The sequence below is a fragment of the Granulicatella sp. 572.rep1_STHE genome, assembly GCF_001073445.1.
In the GTDB taxonomy this organism is placed as follows: domain Bacteria; phylum Bacillota; class Bacilli; order Lactobacillales; family Aerococcaceae; genus Granulicatella; species Granulicatella adiacens.
Map to the genome: position 1 here is coordinate 1 of NZ_JVBO01000031.1, position 16,777 is coordinate 16,777.

Annotated in this window: 17 protein-coding genes; 10 read left to right on the forward strand and 7 right to left on the reverse strand. The window is 40.1% G+C overall.

What is annotated here, in order from left to right:
- Nucleotides 1-317: 317 nt before the first annotated feature.
- Both ADH99_RS07260 and ADH99_RS07265 read left to right on the forward strand, forming a co-directional pair.
- Entirely contained in the window at nt 318-1,031 is a 714-nt protein-coding gene (locus ADH99_RS07260) for a 16S rRNA pseudouridine(516) synthase (protein WP_049554752.1), read from the forward strand.
- A 188-nt stretch (nt 1,032-1,219) separates the two neighbouring features.
- Nucleotides 1,220-1,588: an EXLDI protein gene (locus ADH99_RS07265; protein WP_049554753.1), complete on the forward strand. Its 369-nt coding sequence runs from the start codon at nt 1,220-1,222 to the stop codon at nt 1,586-1,588.
- 101 nt (nt 1,589-1,689) lie between these two features.
- Here ADH99_RS07265 and ADH99_RS07270 read toward each other — a convergent pair whose 3' ends face one another.
- Nucleotides 1,690-2,826: an acyl-CoA dehydrogenase family protein gene (locus ADH99_RS07270; protein ID WP_049554754.1), complete on the reverse strand. Its 1,137-nt coding sequence runs from the start codon at nt 2,824-2,826 to the stop codon at nt 1,690-1,692.
- Nucleotides 2,827-3,162: 336 nt separating this feature from the next.
- Between ADH99_RS07270 and ADH99_RS07275 the strand changes: the two genes are divergently transcribed.
- The 4 genes from ADH99_RS07275 (at nt 3,163) to ADH99_RS07295 (ending at nt 6,640) form a co-directional block, all read left to right on the forward strand.
- A complete protein-coding gene (locus ADH99_RS07275) occupies nt 3,163-3,387 on the forward strand; it encodes a hypothetical protein (RefSeq protein ID WP_049554755.1) in 225 nt (74 codons plus the stop codon).
- A gap of 299 nt (nt 3,388-3,686) precedes the next feature.
- Nucleotides 3,687-3,905 carry a tyrosine-type recombinase/integrase gene (locus tag ADH99_RS07280; RefSeq protein WP_239652317.1) on the forward strand — a complete coding sequence of 73 codons (219 nt, stop codon included), beginning with the start codon at nt 3,687-3,689 and terminating at the stop codon, nt 3,903-3,905.
- 158 nt (nt 3,906-4,063) lie between these two features.
- The gene (locus tag ADH99_RS07285; RefSeq protein WP_049554756.1) at nt 4,064-5,347 is read left to right on the forward strand and encodes a hypothetical protein; all 1,284 of its coding nucleotides are present in this window, start codon (nt 4,064-4,066) and stop codon (nt 5,345-5,347) included.
- 151 nt (nt 5,348-5,498) lie between these two features.
- A protein-coding gene (locus ADH99_RS07295; RefSeq protein ID WP_152903678.1) for an IS3 family transposase occupies nt 5,499-6,640 on the forward strand; the annotation gives its coding sequence in 2 pieces (ribosomal slippage) (nt 5,499-5,784 and nt 5,784-6,640; 1,143 coding nt in all).
- 162 nt (nt 6,641-6,802) lie between these two features.
- Here the strand turns inward: ADH99_RS07295 and guaA are convergent.
- The 6 genes from guaA to coaA all read right to left on the reverse strand — a co-directional run bounded on the left by guaA (nt 6,803) and on the right by coaA (nt 12,389).
- Nucleotides 6,803-8,356, reverse strand: coding sequence for a glutamine-hydrolyzing GMP synthase (gene guaA / locus ADH99_RS07300; RefSeq protein WP_049554759.1), 1,554 nt, complete (start codon nt 8,354-8,356; stop codon nt 6,803-6,805).
- A gap of 529 nt (nt 8,357-8,885) precedes the next feature.
- A complete protein-coding gene (locus tag ADH99_RS07305; protein WP_049554761.1) occupies nt 8,886-9,620 on the reverse strand; it encodes a MerR family transcriptional regulator in 735 nt (244 codons plus the stop codon).
- 236 nt (nt 9,621-9,856) lie between these two features.
- Nucleotides 9,857-10,207, reverse strand: a complete 351-nt coding sequence (locus ADH99_RS07310; protein WP_160313172.1) for a methyltransferase family protein — start codon at nt 10,205-10,207, stop codon at nt 9,857-9,859.
- Between the two features lie 325 nt (nt 10,208-10,532).
- Nucleotides 10,533-10,727: a helix-turn-helix transcriptional regulator gene (locus ADH99_RS07315; protein ID WP_005607997.1), complete on the reverse strand. Its 195-nt coding sequence runs from the start codon at nt 10,725-10,727 to the stop codon at nt 10,533-10,535.
- 6 nt (nt 10,728-10,733) lie between these two features.
- Nucleotides 10,734-11,063 carry a hypothetical protein gene (locus ADH99_RS07320; protein ID WP_005607999.1) on the reverse strand — a complete coding sequence of 110 codons (330 nt, stop codon included), beginning with the start codon at nt 11,061-11,063 and terminating at the stop codon, nt 10,734-10,736.
- Nucleotides 11,064-11,465: 402 nt separating this feature from the next.
- A complete protein-coding gene (coaA, locus tag ADH99_RS07325) occupies nt 11,466-12,389 on the reverse strand; it encodes a type I pantothenate kinase (protein WP_065427299.1) in 924 nt (307 codons plus the stop codon).
- 178 nt (nt 12,390-12,567) lie between these two features.
- Here coaA and mvk point away from each other — a divergent pair, with 178 nt between their 5' ends.
- Genes mvk through fni form a run of 4 tightly spaced genes read left to right on the forward strand, consistent with a single transcriptional unit; the run spans nt 12,568 to nt 16,722 of the window.
- Nucleotides 12,568-13,539, forward strand: a complete 972-nt coding sequence (gene mvk, locus ADH99_RS07330) for a mevalonate kinase (RefSeq protein WP_049554763.1) — start codon at nt 12,568-12,570, stop codon at nt 13,537-13,539.
- Nucleotides 13,539-14,561, forward strand: coding sequence for a diphosphomevalonate decarboxylase (gene mvaD, locus ADH99_RS07335; protein WP_049554764.1), 1,023 nt, complete (start codon nt 13,539-13,541; stop codon nt 14,559-14,561). The genes mvk and mvaD overlap by 1 nt, the downstream gene beginning before the upstream one ends.
- Nucleotides 14,539-15,648 (forward strand): phosphomevalonate kinase, encoded by a 1,110-nt coding sequence (locus ADH99_RS07340; protein ID WP_160313173.1) that lies wholly within the window; start codon nt 14,539-14,541, stop codon nt 15,646-15,648. The genes mvaD and ADH99_RS07340 overlap by 23 nt, the downstream gene beginning before the upstream one ends.
- A 9-nt stretch (nt 15,649-15,657) precedes the next feature.
- Nucleotides 15,658-16,722, forward strand: a complete 1,065-nt coding sequence (fni, locus tag ADH99_RS07345) for a type 2 isopentenyl-diphosphate Delta-isomerase (RefSeq protein ID WP_049554766.1) — start codon at nt 15,658-15,660, stop codon at nt 16,720-16,722.
- The last annotated feature ends 55 nt before the right edge of the window (nt 16,723-16,777 follow it).

The window sequence follows — 16,777 nt, forward strand, 5'->3', positions numbered from 1 at the left end:
CTCATTTTAATTACTGACTTATTGTATCTCTTTAAGAGATAAGAAATTGTTGTTTCTTCATTATTTCAAAAAATGAAGTCCCTACACATTTGGTTCGTCTTCTTTGTTCAGTTTTCAAAGGTCAATCGTTGTTTTGCAACAACTTTGATATCATATCACGCGTTCATTTTCTTTGCAAGAAATATGATTCGATGTTTTTTAACATCTTGCGCGACAACGTTTAATAATTTACCACAGGAAGAAAGAGACGTCAACGAATAACTACTCGATTTTTGAAAAAAATTGTATAATCGAGAAAACGACTGCAAGGAGGGCCTATGAGACTCGAACATCTATTAATGAAACATCTGGTGCTGAGCCGCCGTGAAATGAAGAAACTCATCAAGAACGAAGCTGTCTTAATCGATGGTGTTTCGGCCACTCACGTCAGCAATAATGTTGATGCAAGCCTGCAAGTTATCACGGTGAACGGTACTCAGATTCATGACAACAGCCAGAAGTACTATATGCTGAATAAACCTCAAGGCGTCATCTCCGCTACGATCGATAAGAAACATACGACCGTTATCGACCTCTTCGCCAAGGAGAACGTTGAAGGCTTATACCCGCTCGGACGACTTGATGGGGATACTGAAGGGCTGCTCCTCGTGACGAATAATGGTCCGCTGGGCTACCGAATGCTGAATCCCGACCAACATATCGAGAAAGAATATTATGTAGAAGTGAACGGCCCGCTAGACGAGGATGCCATAGAAACCTTCAAACGCGGCGTCACTTTCCACGGTGGGTATCAATGCAAAACTAGTTCGCTTACGATAATAGAAAGTAGCGGCAGCTTAAGCCGTGCGACCGTCACAATCTCTGAAGGGAAATTCCATCAAGTGAAGAAGATGTTTCTATGCGTTGGTGTGAAAGTGACGTATCTTAAACGCATTCGCTTTGGAGAGTTTGTGTTAGCTGAATCGCTGGCTCCTGGGGAATACCGAGAACTAAACGAAGCAGAACTTGAACTTGTAAAGACGTATTTCTAAAAAAGCAAAATGTAACATAAAAGTTACGTAACTTATATGTTACATTTCGGTTGTTCAACACTGAAAATTTCATCTTAGCCAATCTAACTACCCGTCTCATAATCATAAAGAGATAGACATCACTCTTAAAAAGTGGTTTAATAGAAGTAACAGCATATCATCCAGTTGACTATTTTGGAGGTAAGGTTATGGATTATGAAGTCATTAAACTTAACGTTTCAAAGGATAAAATTCGAGAATATAAGCAATTCGAGGGATTAAAATTATATTCAACTATTATTAAATCCCAAGATGAACGGACTCTGACGAATAAAAGAATTTACGTTACGAAAAAGAACAACTATGTTTATTACGAGCGAACCGATACGAATTGGAATTTTTGGTCAAATCCAAAAAATCATCAGTCTTCATTTATCCCAGTTGAAGAAAACCACCATATTCTCTTTGAAGTTGCACCTGACCTAAGTGCATTCTCCAAGTATTTAGGGGAAGAGCTGATTCAAAAAATTCAATCCAAACAACAGAATGGTGAAATCATCGAAAAATTAGATATTTAATAACAGTGGATTCACAAATACGGATACTCTCTCTGAACTTGTTTAAACACAAATAAGCTCGCCTGCACTGACGCAAGCGAGCTTTTCTACTATATATAAATTTATTGAATAGGTCCTAAGAGAATATTCGCCCACGCATCATGCAATGACTCTTGGTCACTTGGTTGGAACAAGCCTGCCAACACGTCGCGGTATAAGCGAGATAATTCTGTACGGTTGAAGTATGAACTACCACCACATGCACGAACGATTTCTTCCACGGCTTTCTTCGATACTTCTACAGAACGGTTCTTAATAGAAGATAGACGAGGCAACCAGATGAAGCTGTATTCAGAACTTGCTTCAAGCGTGTCGCTCAATTCGTTAATTTGCGGTTGAATGCCGTCTAGCATAATCGCCGCTTCCGCAATTCTCCAGCGAATGTTTTTATCGTTGGCATAAGGCGCATCGTTGGATACAGAGTGACGTTTCTTCACTGTCTCTACCCCGATTTCTAGCGCACGTTTTCCGATACCAAAGTATGTTGCCGCCAGTAGAATCTCGAAGTAGGCGAAAATACCGAATACCACTGGATCGAAGCTTGGTCCAGGAGCCACTTTTGTGAGGACTTGCTCTTCTGCTGCGAAAATCCCTTTTAACTCAACGCTGTTTGATTGCGTCGCACGCATGCCCATTGTATCCCAGTCGTCTTTTACGATAAACGTTTCTTGGTCCGGTGTTAAATACGCAAAGACTGACAGTGGTGATTCGCCTGTATTATCTTGCCCAAATGAAACCAACTTGTCGCAATATTTTCCCATTGATAAGAAGACTTTCTTGCCGTAAAAACGATACGCGCCGCCCTCTTCCGGACGAGCCTCAGAAATCGAACCGAATAACACGCGGTCGTTTGATGGTTCAGAAATCCCAAACGCCAATAACTTGCCTTCTGCAGCATCGCGAAGGATTTGTTCTCCCTTCTTGTTACCAAAACGAACCATGTGCTTGCCTAGGCCGACAATAATTTGGTGCATGTTCACCCCAAGCGCAGTCCCTGGAGCCGCCATCGCAAGACGTGTTTGTTCTTGCGCGATTTCTTTCAGCGACAAACCGAAACCGCCGTACTCTTTTGGCACGAACGCCTTCAAGTATCCCGCCTCTTTTAACGCTGCATAGTCCTGCGCAGGCCACGCATTTTCTTTGTCATAACGCGGTGCACGCTCATGAATTTCTTGTAATAACTCTTCCGATAAAAACATAAAAAGCCTCCTTAATGGTTGTACATCGTTAGTATACGATTAGCAAGACTAATATAGCAAACGGCATACACTTATTCTTAAGGAATTATCAACTATCAATCTTCACTCGATTTATACATGTTATTTTTTATGGCATATGATTTATTAAATTTTAGAACTTTATTAGCGTTCTCATCTTATTTATATCTGATTAAATACACTGCTAACTAACGAAATGTCGTAACATTATTTTTAACGTTAATAATATTTAAAATCCCTTCCACATCCCCTTGACAGACTCTATAGAGAGAGTTAAAATCCAATTGAATAAAGCGCTATCAAAAAGGAGGATATATCATGAAAAAAATTTATGAAACTCAAGAATGGAAAGGTAACGGAAAGCAAAATTACTATCATAATGAATACCGAACAGATGGAGATAAAGTATACAAAGTCAAATGTAATAGACGGAAATTTTTTGACGGAAAAGAAAATAAATGGGAAACCTCAGAGAAAGTGACAGACCGATGGGAAAAGTCTGATTCAAATTTAGCAGATTGGCTAAAAAATCTACTAAATTAACATTGTTGACATTTTATTAAAAATAAAAATTTTGAAAAATTGTACTGACCCCAAAAGTTAGATTTTCTGTCTAACTTTTGGGGTGCAGTTCGGTCCCTCTTCCTTTAAAAATCCTAATCATCATTTTTATTTCTAATAAGGTAGTGATTCGGTTGATTTATATTGCAATGTAGTGAAATTTAGAATTTCAAAAATCGCTTTGAATCAAGGTCTATACCGTCTAGTGACGTGTAGTGAATCCCTATTTTACTTCTATAAATAACAAACAGGGCAGAGCATTGTATCATATAGAAATTTTAATGTTCTTAAGAGGTGGAACTAGTCAGTCCGCTAAGTATAATAAGAAAAGTAGAAAATCCTATAAGGATATTGATAACATAGTTGATTTTGGTAGGCCTGTTTACATAGTTCCCCATATGTTCCGACATAGTTTTGTTTCAGTCCTGGCTGATAAGAATGTGAACCTAAACTTTATTCGAGAGTTTGTGGGACATTCAGAAGATAGCAGAGAAGTATAAAAATCTATCTTCATGTTATGCAAAAAAGAAAACATAAGATTGAACAAGCTATGATAGATTTGGCTGAAATCATAAAATGAGTAATAGTTCCGGTTATTGATTCAGTTTTATTCAAAAAATGATATGATAGTGATATAAAGTATCAATTAGGTGTAGGTATGATAAATAGACAAGCTAAGAAGTTTTTTGATTATTATTTAAAAATAGTTGCAACAGAAGAATATCAATCTTATTATCACAGAAATGAGCAGGAAGGATTAGAATTTCATAAAAAGTACATTGAAGAAAAACACCCCGAATGGAGGACACGGACAGACTATTTTGATGAATTCTCAATTGGCGAGTTTATTATTTTAGATACACTTTCAAATGAGGGTGTTAATAAATTAACGAAGCGTTTATATTCGTTACCAAAGTCGAAATTTAAAGTGAAAAATTATTATAAAAAACCTACTATATTTAAAAAATACGACTATGTCCATTTAGAATATTTAAGGCATGGAGTCGGAATTTTTGCTGAAATTGAGATAATTGGAGATAAATTTTTCAGCAGTATTGAAATAAGTTGGGCGACGGTAAATAATTATTATGCTATTTTTCAATATAGATTTCATTTCAAACAAGTATTGACAGAGTCTAATCTTCAATTATTTATTTCTGATAATATCAATAACTTGAGTAAAAAAGATTACATTAATTGGTATATTCTGGATGATAAGGACGATAAACTTAATTATCTAGCTATTGATCAGATGACAAGTGAACTTCCTTCTTTGATATGTCAACATTACATAACTACGTTTTTATATAGCGAAAATGGGAAAATGAACAAATTAATTAATCTAACAGTTGCTTTTCGAAAGGAAAAAGTTGATATAGATAAAATATACTTCGGGGATATTAGTTATAGTCTATATAATAAGAAAGGTAATTACTATATTTCAAATAGTTTTAATGATAGCGATTATGTTCTATACTCAGGAAATAATTTCATTCCTAGATTTAGTATTTTAGGGTCTATATCGCAATATGGGAACGAGCTCTATTACTTATTATTTGGAGAGCGAGAACTTCACATTTTTGAAAGAGATTTTTCGAAATATGTATCAGGAAGAAAGAACATAATGTTTAATAAAAATTTTTTAAACCTTTTGAAAAAGATACAAAGCCTATCGGAGTCAGAAAACAGAATAGATATTTCTAATTTTAAAAAAGACTTTGAAGATTCTTGGACTATATTTGTATCAAATGACGAAGTTCAACTAGAAAATTTATTTCATAAAAATTTGTCATATTATCGAAATGTAATTAAAGAAAATTATTCCTATTTGAATATGCTTACAGAGATAAATTACACAAAGGCAAATACCATAAGTTCTATCGTTGCTACGATAGTCTCCATCATTGCTACCATTATATCTATTATTGCTCTCCTAAAGTGATATAATCAGTTAAAATTCAGTTGTTTTGCTAAAATTAAAAGAAAAAAGCCTTTGAAATGCGGCACTCCCCCCCGTAAATGAGAATTAAATAAAAACACCTCCAAGTTGGATTTGGTACAATATTATCAAATACGCATGGAGGTGTCTTTTTATGGTTAAAAATCGTGTGGCCTATTCTGTCGATACAAAGAATAAAGCCGTAGAAATGAAATTACAGGGATATACTACAAAACAAGTAATGCAGGAGTTAAACATTAAAAATGAAACTCAAGTAAAAACATGGTTTAGATGGTATAAAAATGGAGAAACTCATCGTTTCCACCAACAGGTGGGGAAACAATATTCCTATAATAAAGGAATAGCTGAACTTTCAGAAATCGATCAATTAAAATTAGAATTACAAAGAAAAGAAGTTGAATTAGAAATATTAAAAAAATACAAGGAATTGGAAAGGAAGTGTCGCCTCAAGTAGTTGTAAAATTAGTGGAAGAATTGAAAGGTAAATATACATTTCGTTTAATCTGTTTTTGCCTTAATATACCCATATCTACTTACTATCGATGGAAAAAGAAAGACTTTTCGCCAACCGTTATCGAGGAAACCATTGGTAAAATTTGTAAGAAAAACAAATTTATTTATGGGTACAGAAAGATTAAGCATTTGATTCAGAAGGAATTAAATCAGATTGTTAACCATAAGGTTGTGCAGCGGATTATGCAGAAAAATGGTTGGAATTGTGCCGTGAAACCTAAAAAAGCTATCAAAATAGGTAAACCATTCTCAATTACTGGCAATACTCTAAATAGAAATTTTTCAGCAGACAAACCTATGCAAAAGTTGACTACTGATATCACATATTTGCCTTTCGGTCCTAAACGATTATATTTATCTTCCATTATGGATTTACATAATGGGGAAATCCTTGCTTATACAATTGGTTCAAAACAAGATACAAAGTTTGTATTGGATACTTTAAATCAAATTGATTTACCTAAGGATGTTCTATTACATAGTGATCAAGGCAGCGTTTATACTTCTGCTGAATATTACAATTTATGTAAAGAAAAAAACATTATCCGCAGTATGTCCCGTAAGGGGACACCCGCAGATAATGCACCTATCGAAAGCTTCCATTCTTCGCTAAAGTGCGAAGCTTTCTACATAAAAGATGAAGTAATAACTTCATCTTCTATTGTAATTCAAATTGTAGAAAATTACATCAAATATTATAATGAAAATAGAATCCAACAAAAATTGGACTACCTGTCTCCGGTTGAATACCGGAGACGGTAGCCCTAGGGTGTTTTTATTAAATTCTCACTTTTTGGGGTCAGTCCCGAAAATTCTGGTGGGGTTTTTGGTGGGGAACCAATCGATTTTGATTGATTTTTAACCTTTTATAATAACCGAAAGTGCTGTTAAAACAACCATTTCACTTCAAATCATGTTTATAAATCATTCCCACTCAATCGTAGCCGGCGGTTTGCTCGTGATGTCGTAGACGACGCGGTTGACGTGGGCTACTTCATTGACGATGCGGGCGCTGATGGTTTGAAGCACTTCCCAAGGAAGGCGAGCGAAGTCACTGGTCATGCCGTCGATACTCGTTACGGCACGGATTCCGATTGTGTAGTCGTACGTTCTGCCGTCTCCCATCACCCCTACGCTGCGGATTCCTGGAAGAACCGTGAAGTATTGCCATACGTCTCGTTCTAGGCCGTTTTTGGCGATTTCTTCTCGTAAGATGGCATCAGATTCGCGGACGATTTCAAGTTTTTCTTCGGTCACTTCCCCAAGAACGCGGATTCCAAGCCCTGGTCCTGGGAATGGTTGGCGCCATACGATAGAGTCTGGCATGCCAAGCGCTGTTCCCAAAGCGCGCACTTCATCTTTGAAGAGCGTGTTCAGCGGTTCGATCAGTTCGAATTGCATATCCTCTGGAAGTCCCCCTACGTTATGGTGAGACTTGATCGTTTGCGCGGTTTTCGTTCCGGATTCGATGATGTCTGTATAGAGCGTTCCTTGCGCAAGGAAATCCACGTCTGTGAGTTTTGCTGCTTCGTCGTCGAATACGTACACAAACTCATTTCCGATGATTTTTCGTTTTTGTTCAGGGTCGTTCACGCCTTTTAGTTTCGATAGGAAACGTTCCTGAGCGTTCACGCGAATAATATTGAGGCCAAATTTACCAGAAAGGCTCTCCATCACTTGGTCGCCTTCCCCTTTACGAAGCAAGCCGTGGTCTACGAAAATACAGATGAGTTGGTCGCCGATTGCTTTTTGCAAGAGAACTCCAACCACACTAGAGTCAACTCCACCAGATAGCCCAAGTAGGACTTTCTTATCGCCTACTTTTTCGCGAATCTTCGCAATTTCCATTTCAATAAAGCTGTCCATTGACCAGTCACCTGTTGCCCCACAAATATCGAACACGAAGTTACGAAGCATGTCGTTCCCGTGAATACTGTGGCGCACTTCTGGGTGGAACTGTACGCCGTAGATGCGACGTTCTTGGTTTTCAAAAGCCGCAAATGGCGTGTGCGCATTCGAAGCCGTCACGCTGAAGCCTTCCGGAATCGCAGTAATACGGTCGCCGTGGCTCATGAGTACCTCTTCCTCTTCAGCTAACCCTTTGAAAATGCCTGAAGTCGTGTTGAAAACATCGACTTTCGCAGAACCATATTCACGCGTTGTAGACGATTCTACCTTCCCACCGAACAGATGCGTTGTCAGTTGCATCCCGTAGCAAATCCCAAGCACTGGAATTCCCAATTCAAAAATCGCAGGATCCACGGTAAAAGCATCCTCTGCATAAACGCTATGTGGTCCCCCTGAGAAAATAATCCCTTTTACGTTGCCACGTGCCTTAATTTCTTCGGCTGTAATGTCGTTGTGTAGCAACTCGCTGAACACACCGAATTCACGAATACGGCGCGTAATCAACTGGTTGTACTGACTTCCGAAGTCGAGCACGATAATCTTTTCTAATGAAGTGGTTTGAGCTGTCATAAGAGGCCTCCTTAGTTTTAGTTCTTTTTCATTGTAACAGAAAAGCCCGAAAATTACTTAAAAAACAGAAATTTTTGTTCGGATTTTTTAACCCCATTTTCCGCGTCACACCAAGCTTTCATGAAAATATATAAATTAGTATATAACGTGTACACTCGCTACTCTCTCCTTCCAGAAACATTGTCACATCAACGTTTCTAAGTGTTGACACTCTGTTTAAAAATTGTGTTTTTAATTTTTGAAAAGTAGCATATATGCTACTTTTCTTTTTTACAAAAAAAGAAAAGGGGCTTACCGTCTCTTTCCGTATACGCTTAACAGTGCACATCATCGGTAACTCTTTTGACAAAACCTCCTTAGTTCTTTCAATGTTGTTTACAGACCACATACGAAACTTCACTAAGGAGGCTTGTTTTCTATTATCAGACTGCGAAGCTTTTTGATTCGTGACCAATCCAAGGTTGCATTAAAAAACAAAAAACAGTAAATCCTCTTTTGATTTACTGTTTCTTGTTAATGATTTTTTATCCTATTTTTCTTTCACATATTCCTGAATGGCATCGCATATATACTGTGCTGTTCCATCACCGAATTGATCTAAGTTGTTTTTAAATTCTGCATTTTGAACATATCCATACCCAATGTTTGAAAATACATCGATTGGGCATTCGAACGAGTATTTGCAAATATGTTTATGAAGTTTCTCTGCTAAATCTATATTTTCTTTAGATGTTGCGCTCATTCCATTTGACCTATTTTCAGAGAAAGCGAAGAATATTTCATTAAAACCATCCGTCAATTCTTGTTCCTTTCCCTTTTGTTTTTCAATGGCTTCTTCAATAACTTCCTTCCCGTACATATCGATTGCAGTTTGCTTGTATTTTTGATTATCTTGGTATGTAAACCCATTAAATTTTTCTTTTGTTGACATTGTAATTTTCCTTTCTTCATAATCAATCGTTTTCCGTAATGTTTCCATCAATGTTAAGAGTCTCTCGTTTTCCTTTTGCATTAAGGTCAACTGTCTTTTCAAGTGAGTTAGTAGTTCGGTATCATCTTTTGCCATTAGTGATTTAATTTTTTTAATTGGAAATCCTAAATATTTGTAAAAGAGTATGGTTTGTAAACATGCCATATCTTCTTCGGTATAACACCTATATCCATTCTCTGATTTTTGGGGAGATAATAACCCAATCTCATCATAATGGTGCAACATTCGTACTGACACACCACTAATCTCACTTGCTTTTTTTATCATGTACATGTATCTACCTCCTAACAATTTACATTCTAAACCATGACACAATGTTATAGTCAACACTTATTGCAAAATATTTTTTTAATTATAACTCACTGCCTTTTATAGCTTATCTTTAGATGTTTCTAAAAGTACTTTTCGGATATTTCATTTCAGATTTAATTAGAACCCAAAAAAACTCCATCCATTAGACATGCTATTGGATGAAGTTCAGGAACCTTCTACAAATATGTTTAGTTTGGTTACTTAATTTTCTTAATCGGAATCCATCGATTCACTCTCGCGCAATAGTCCTTATAGGCTTCTCCGTGCAGTTCGTAGAGCCATTTTTCATCGGTAATACGAATCACGACGGTTAATAACACCCACTGAATCGGAATAAGAAGTAGTAACCACACATTATGGATGGTTAGGGTAATCCCGATGCTGCTGAGCCACCACGAAAAGTAAATTGGATTGCGAGTGCGCGCGTAAATTCCTGTTGTCTTGAGTTCGCTAGTTTGGATACTTGTGCTAATAAACGACTTCACCCCGCTGAGCCACTGAATTCTCGCTGCAACGAACATTAAGAGGAAGCCAATCAGATAAAACAAATCTTTAAAGCCACCCTTTAACAGTCCGCTCTCGAGCACTGACTGACTCAGCAGCAAACCCGTCAAATTCGGCAAAAGGATAGTTATGTATATGTAAGGCGCTGCTCCATAAGTCGGTATTTTTTGATGTTTTTTTTGATCACTTTTTAAGTACATGTTCTCACCTCATTATTAAAGAAACCATACTATAAGCTACAATTTTTCACCTACATTTTACCACTACTATTCCGCGTTTTAAACAGGATTTTTAAGGATTTTACAAAAAAAGAGATTCCCCCACAAATAGGAATCTCTCTTCATTTATTGAGTATTCAGTTATGTCTTTTTAGTCCTCTAACACAAAAATCTCTTCAACATTGAGCTGGAGTAACCTTGCAATCTTCATTGCAAGTTCAAGGGTAGGATTATATTTATCATTCTCAATGGCAATAATGGTCTGTCTGCTTACACCCAATGTTTTTGCCATATCCTCTTGTCGCAATCCTGCTGCTTTTCTTAGCTGTTTTATATTATTTTTCATATGCCATCACGCTTTCTGGAAAAAATACACGCCAACAGCCAATACCACGATAACAGCGACAACTGCTAGAATGACTCCTTGAACAAGTTTATTTGGTTCTTTATACTCTTCATCACCAGCAATCATATTGCGTTTCATTGCGGTTTGAGCAAATCCTTGCACACTTACAGATAAGAGCAAAATCAAGCAAGGTAGCATTTCAAGTTTGCCACCACTAACAAGTGCTTGATAGATATTAAATCCTGTCCATGCACATAAACCCAAAAGCGCTGTTTTATAGCCCCACGCCTCAGAACGCAACTGAATATCTCTGTCCATTTCATCCATCTTTTTCATGGCTTTGTTCCTCCAAATTTTCGTAATAATGTCAAGAGCTCTTTACATTTAAAATTATACTCTCCTACCTAAAAATGTCAAGAGGTTTTTACATTTTATTTTTGCAATGAACATAGATATACTCTTTCTTACGATTCCCCGTACTCTTACTAAGAATCCCGTACCGCTTCACCTACTAAAACAGTGGCACAATTTTTTGTAAAAAAATAATCGATTACGAAAAATCAAGCGGATTTTATAATCGCAGTAATGGGGGATAGCAACCAATGTGAATTACTGACTCTAGGGTGAAACCCGTAGAGTCAGTTTGAAGCTTGGTAGAGGTTGAGACGTAGGCTCAATCCGGTGCCCCATTACAGTGATTATAAAAAAATCCGCAAGGATTTTAAGTAATCGATGTACCTAATATTTTTTAATTTGCACAAAATCAATGTGATGTCCCACTGTTTTATGGAGGATGAAGTCGGCGCGGGTTTTCGTTGGTAAGATGTATTCTTTAAGGTTCTTCAGGTTAGTCTTCTTCCACACATCTTTCGCCATCGCAATCGCGTCCGCACGATTCCCAATCGCATATTGATAGTAATAGTTATCCGGCTGAGATTTCGCACGGTCCATCAACAATTCGAAACGCTCCAAGTACCATTGTTCAATCAGCGTTGCATCAGCATCTACGAAAATCGACCAGTCGAAAAAATCACTCACGTAAATTTCACGATTTGGCGGCAATTGCAACACATTAATTCCCTCCACAATCAAGATGTCGGGCGACTCAATCGTCTGCACTTCCCCTGGCACAATATCGTAAATCTCATGCGAATACACCGGTGCATCCACGCTTGGATTTCCAGTCTTCACTTCGAGTAAAAAATGAACGAGAGCTTCCATGTCGTAACTTTCCGGGAATCCTTTACGATCCAAGATGCCACGTTGAATTAACTCTTTTGTTGGAAGCAAAAAACCATCCGTTGTCATCAGTGCCACTCGTTTACTTGGGTAGCGTTGTTGTAGCATCGTTTGCATTAAACGAGCCGTTGTACTCTTCCCGACAGCCACACTTCCTGAGACCCCAATAATAAAGGGTACCGTCTTCTTCTGTTGATTCAGGAATTGTTGTTCCTCAGTATGTAATTCAATATGTTTTTTAAAATATACATCAAAATAATCCAGCATCGGCACATACACTTCTTGCACGTCCTGTAGGGAAATGCGGTCGTTTAATGACGTTAAGTGCGCAAGTTCAGCGCTTGTCATCGTGAATGGATGCATGCCTTTATACTGGCTCCACTCACTTCTTTGAATCTGATAATACGTCTCGTTTTCTCTCAACGGATTCGTCTCCTTCAGTTACAGGTTTACTATTCTTGAATTGTACCATAAGTAGCACACTGTTTCTATGATTCGTTTCTTTATAATCTTAAGTTTTTCCCATGAAATCAGCATGCTTGTTTACGAAGGGGAACGAATCTAGTAGAATGTGAATTGAAAACGAAGAAAGGGATGTCGTATGAAACTACAAAAGGGAACAGGCCTCGCCAATGGAAAAATCATTTTAGCCGGTGAACATGCCGTCGTCTATCATAAACCAGCCATTGCACTCCCCATTAATGCGGTGTTCGTGAAAGCCGATATCGTCACTGCAACCACAGGGCAAACGATCGAATGCGAACTATACTCAGGGGACCTTCAAAGCATGCCTGCTTCAATGGCAGGTTTGCAGTTTGCGATTCAAAAAGCATTTTTACTTGCCTCTTCAAAAGAAGTCACGAGTCAAGCTTTTGTCCTCTCCATCGAGTCAACGATTCCAGCGGAACGAGGCATGGGATCCAGCGCTGCAGTAAGCGTGGCGGTCGTGCGTGCCATTTTTGATTTTTTCAAAACACCTTTATCCAATGCCACTTTATGGGACATCGTTCAAGGCGCGGAAACCATTTCGCATGGCTATCCAAGTGGTGTCGATACCGCGACAACGAGTGGCACTCATCCGGTCTTTTTCCAAAAGGAACAAGAACTTCAAACGCTTGAGCTGGATATGCCAGCGTATCTCGTTATTGCAGATTCAGGTGTGACCGGGAATACGAAGCAAGCAGTCCATCATGTAAGCACCCTGCAAGAACGCATCATCGACCCTACCACTAACGAAACTGGTTCAGACGCGGTTCAGTCGATTGGCGCCATCGTACAAGATACAAAGACCGCCATTGAAACCAAAGATCCTCTAAAGCTCGGCCAGCTGATGACTTCTAATCACGATCGTCTTAAAAAATTAGGGGTTTCTCATGATATCATTGAAGCACTCGTCAGTACGGCCCACGAAAACCATGCACTCGGGGCAAAAGTCACAGGTGGTGGCTTAGGTGGTTGTATGATTGCCCTTGTAGCTACAGAGAACGACGCCCTTCATTTACAAGAACAATTCATGAAAAAAGGAGCGCAAGCGGTCTGGATTCAGTCGCTCGCCAAAAAGGAGAAGAGCTAATGACCACATCGATTGGAATGACGCGTGCGCATACGAATATCGCACTCATTAAATATTGGGGAAAAGAAAATAAAGAGCTTTTCATTCCGATGAATAGTAGCCTCTCTTTAACCCTTGAAGCTTTCTATACCGATACAAAAGTCGAACTCTCAGATGCGTTAGCGGAAGACGAGTTCTATCTTAATGGTGCCAGACAAGACGAAGCGGCGACCGCTAAAATTACGCGCTTCTTAGACCTATTCCGCGCTGAAACGGGAGATACGCGTCGTGCTCGTGTCGAGAGCTTGAATTTTGTCCCAACTGCAGCAGGTCTTGCGAGCTCTGCTTCCGCCTTTGCGGCACTGGCAGGTGCGATGAACGATGCTACCGGTCTTAACATGCCTGCTCAAAAACTATCGACTTACGCTCGTCGTGGAAGCGGAAGCGCTACTCGTAGTCTGTTTGGCGGATTTGTCGAATGGAATAAGGGAGACTCCAACGAAAACAGTATGGCCATCCCTGTCGACGATGCCAACTTTGACATCGGGATGATTATTATCGTCGTGAGCGCGGCCGAGAAGAAGATTTCGAGTCGTGCCGGCATGGAATTGACCGTTTCTACTTCACCATTTTATGAAGGTTGGGTCACTTCAGCAGCGGACGATTTAGCCGACATCAAAGAGGCTATCAAGGACCGCGACATTCATCGTATCGGCTCTATTGCGGAATTTAACGGCATGAAAATGCACGCTACGATGCTGGCAAGTAACCCTCCATTCTGTTATTTTGAACCGGAGAGTATTATCGCCCAACAAACAATTCGCACGATTCGAGAAGAACGAGGCATTCCGGCCTACTTCACAATGGATGCGGGACCAAACGTTAAAGTCATCTGCAAGGCAAGCGATATTCCTGCGATTATGGAAGAGCTTAGCAAAGTATTCCCGAGTGAAAAACTCATCCCTACGCTTCCAGGGGAAGGTATTCGCACGCTAAGTGAAGACGAATGGAACGCTTCTCGTGCGGCTTTCGAAGGGAAGTGAGCGCGTGACGATTACTTCAAAAGCTCCCGGTAAACTCTTTATTGCCGGAGAATATGCGGTTGTCGAACCAGGTCACGGCGCTATTGTTGCGGCAGTATCGAGGTACTTAACCGTTACAATCGATAAAGCTACTAGTGAAGGAAGTTTAACGTCTACTCAAAATCCAGACCTCGTTGTGGAATGGACTCGCGAAGGTGAACTGTTCCAAGCAAAAGGAGAACATCCCTATAAACTAGTCGAAGAAGCGATTCTGGTCGCAGAGCAATATGTTCGGGAATGCGGCACGCCAACAAACGACCTCTACTCGCTTTCGATTACGAGTGAACTCGATGACGCTAAACGTGGTATTAAATACGGACTCGGTTCCAGTGGTGCCGTTGTGGTCGCAACGATTCAAGCCGTTCTTGATTTTTACAAGACTCCTCGCACGCCTCTACTCGTCTATAAGCTTAGTGTGTTAACGAATCTCCGCTTATCCCAACGTGGATCCTTTGGAGATATCGCCGCCTCTTCTTTTGGAGGATTGGTGTATTATACAAGCCCAGACCGAAGCGCATTACTCGTAAAATTACAAAGCCAAACGATCAAAAAAATTTGTGATTCCGACTGGAAAGACCTCACGATTGAACGTCTTCCAGAAATCCCAGACTTCACCCTCTTAGTAGGATGGACGGGGCAAGTCGCAATCACAGATTCACTCATTCAAGCCACTGAGAAGAAACGCAAAGTCGCAACCGATAGTGACTTTTACAAAGAATTTCTCAAAAAGAGTCATGCCATCGTTCAAGGCCTACAAACAGCTTGGAACAAACAAGATATCTCAGCCTTACAAGAAGGAATCCGCGCTAACCGCGCACTCTTAAATGAATTTGCTAAAGTGATGCAGCTAGAAATCGAAACACCTGCACTACAAACGCTTTGCGACCTCGTAGAACAGTTTGGTGCCTGCGCAAAAACTTCAGGCGCTGGCGGTGGCGACTGCGGTATTTGCTTTACTCAAAACAAACACCAACGACAAACAATCGAAAACCAATGGGCCAAGGCTCAAATTCAAGTGCTTCCGCTGACCATCGCTGAAGCCTGGTAAAGGAGATTAATGATGGATTTATTTCAACAACAAATGAATCGAAAGGACGAACACGTAGGTCATGCGAACCAGCAATACCGTGCAACGAGCGCTCCCGAGTTCGTGGAAACGCGCTTTGTACATCATCCCTTCACGACCGTTGATGTGGCTGATGTGACATTACAGACCAAACTTACCGGGCTTACCTTCGACGTTCCATTTTTCATCAATGCCATCACAGGTGGGAGCCCACTCACGACTGCGTTAAACCAGCGCTTAGCCATCTTGGCTCGTGAAACAGGCATGGCAATGGCGACTGGTTCGATGAGTATCGCGATGAAATTTCCTGAAAGTGCGGAAAGCTTCAAGGTGATTCGCCAAGAAAATCCAAACGGCATCCTCTTTGCGAACCTTGGTGCGCATTACAACGCTGAGGCTGCTAAACGAGCTGTCGAACTCATCGAAGCCAACGCGATTCAAATTCACGTCAACCGTGCACAAGAACTCGTCATGCCAGAAGGTGACCGCGTCTTTAGCAATTGGCTTAAAAATATCGAAGAAATCGTTAAGACGAGTGCTGTTCCCGTCATCGTTAAAGAAGTCGGATTTGGATTTAGCCGCGAAGCCATCGCACAACTGGAAAGTATTGGCGTCGCTGCCATCGATATTAGTGGTACTGGCGGTACGAATTTCGCAAAAATCGAAAACGGCCGTCGCAAGGAAGATAAACTCGATTTCCTAGAAGACTGGGGCCAAACAACCTTGACGTCGCTCATGGAAGCCCAAGGAAGCCGCACCCCAATCATCGCTTCCGGCGGTGTGAAGACGCCACTCGACATGTCCAAATGCTTCGCGCTAGGAGCTAGCTTGGTCGGATTGTCTGGGGAAATGTTGCATCTCGTACGGAAAGACGACTCCCTTCCAGACGCAATCCATACGGTCCAAACCTGGAAAGAGCAACTGACAACGATCTTAACGCTTGTCGGTGCAGGTAGCATCTCTAGTCTCCAACAAGCCCCAATCGTGGTCGCACCAAGCATACAAAACTGGTGTGATGCCCGCGGGATTGATTGGAAACATCTTGCCCAACGTTAACACTCAAAAACAGCCTACTTTGAAAAAAGTAGGCTGTTTTTATACCACTAATCTT

What these genes read in the sequence shown, in the direction of transcription:
- ADH99_RS07315 (WP_005607997.1), bottom strand. Translation starts at nt 10,727, where the DNA reads ATGAAAAATAATATAAAACAGCTAAGAAAAGCAGCAGGATTGCGACAA.
- ADH99_RS07305 (WP_049554761.1), bottom strand. Translation starts at nt 9,620, where the DNA reads ATGTACATGATAAAAAAAGCAAGTGAGATTAGTGGTGTGTCAGTACGA.
- ADH99_RS07320 (WP_005607999.1), bottom strand. Translation starts at nt 11,063, where the DNA reads ATGAAAAAGATGGATGAAATGGACAGAGATATTCAGTTGCGTTCTGAG.
- mvk (WP_049554763.1), top strand. Translation starts at nt 12,568, where the DNA reads ATGAAACTACAAAAGGGAACAGGCCTCGCCAATGGAAAAATCATTTTA.
- fni (WP_049554766.1), top strand. Translation starts at nt 15,658, where the DNA reads ATGATGGATTTATTTCAACAACAAATGAATCGAAAGGACGAACACGTA.
- guaA (WP_049554759.1), bottom strand. Translation starts at nt 8,356, where the DNA reads ATGACAGCTCAAACCACTTCATTAGAAAAGATTATCGTGCTCGACTTC.
- ADH99_RS07260 (WP_049554752.1), top strand. Translation starts at nt 318, where the DNA reads ATGAGACTCGAACATCTATTAATGAAACATCTGGTGCTGAGCCGCCGT.
- ADH99_RS07265 (WP_049554753.1), top strand. Translation starts at nt 1,220, where the DNA reads ATGGATTATGAAGTCATTAAACTTAACGTTTCAAAGGATAAAATTCGA.
- ADH99_RS07280 (WP_239652317.1), top strand. Translation starts at nt 3,687, where the DNA reads ATGTTCTTAAGAGGTGGAACTAGTCAGTCCGCTAAGTATAATAAGAAA.
- ADH99_RS07270 (WP_049554754.1), bottom strand. Translation starts at nt 2,826, where the DNA reads ATGTTTTTATCGGAAGAGTTATTACAAGAAATTCATGAGCGTGCACCG.
- mvaD (WP_049554764.1), top strand. Translation starts at nt 13,539, where the DNA reads ATGACCACATCGATTGGAATGACGCGTGCGCATACGAATATCGCACTC.
- ADH99_RS07275 (WP_049554755.1), top strand. Translation starts at nt 3,163, where the DNA reads ATGAAAAAAATTTATGAAACTCAAGAATGGAAAGGTAACGGAAAGCAA.
- ADH99_RS07285 (WP_049554756.1), top strand. Translation starts at nt 4,064, where the DNA reads ATGATAAATAGACAAGCTAAGAAGTTTTTTGATTATTATTTAAAAATA.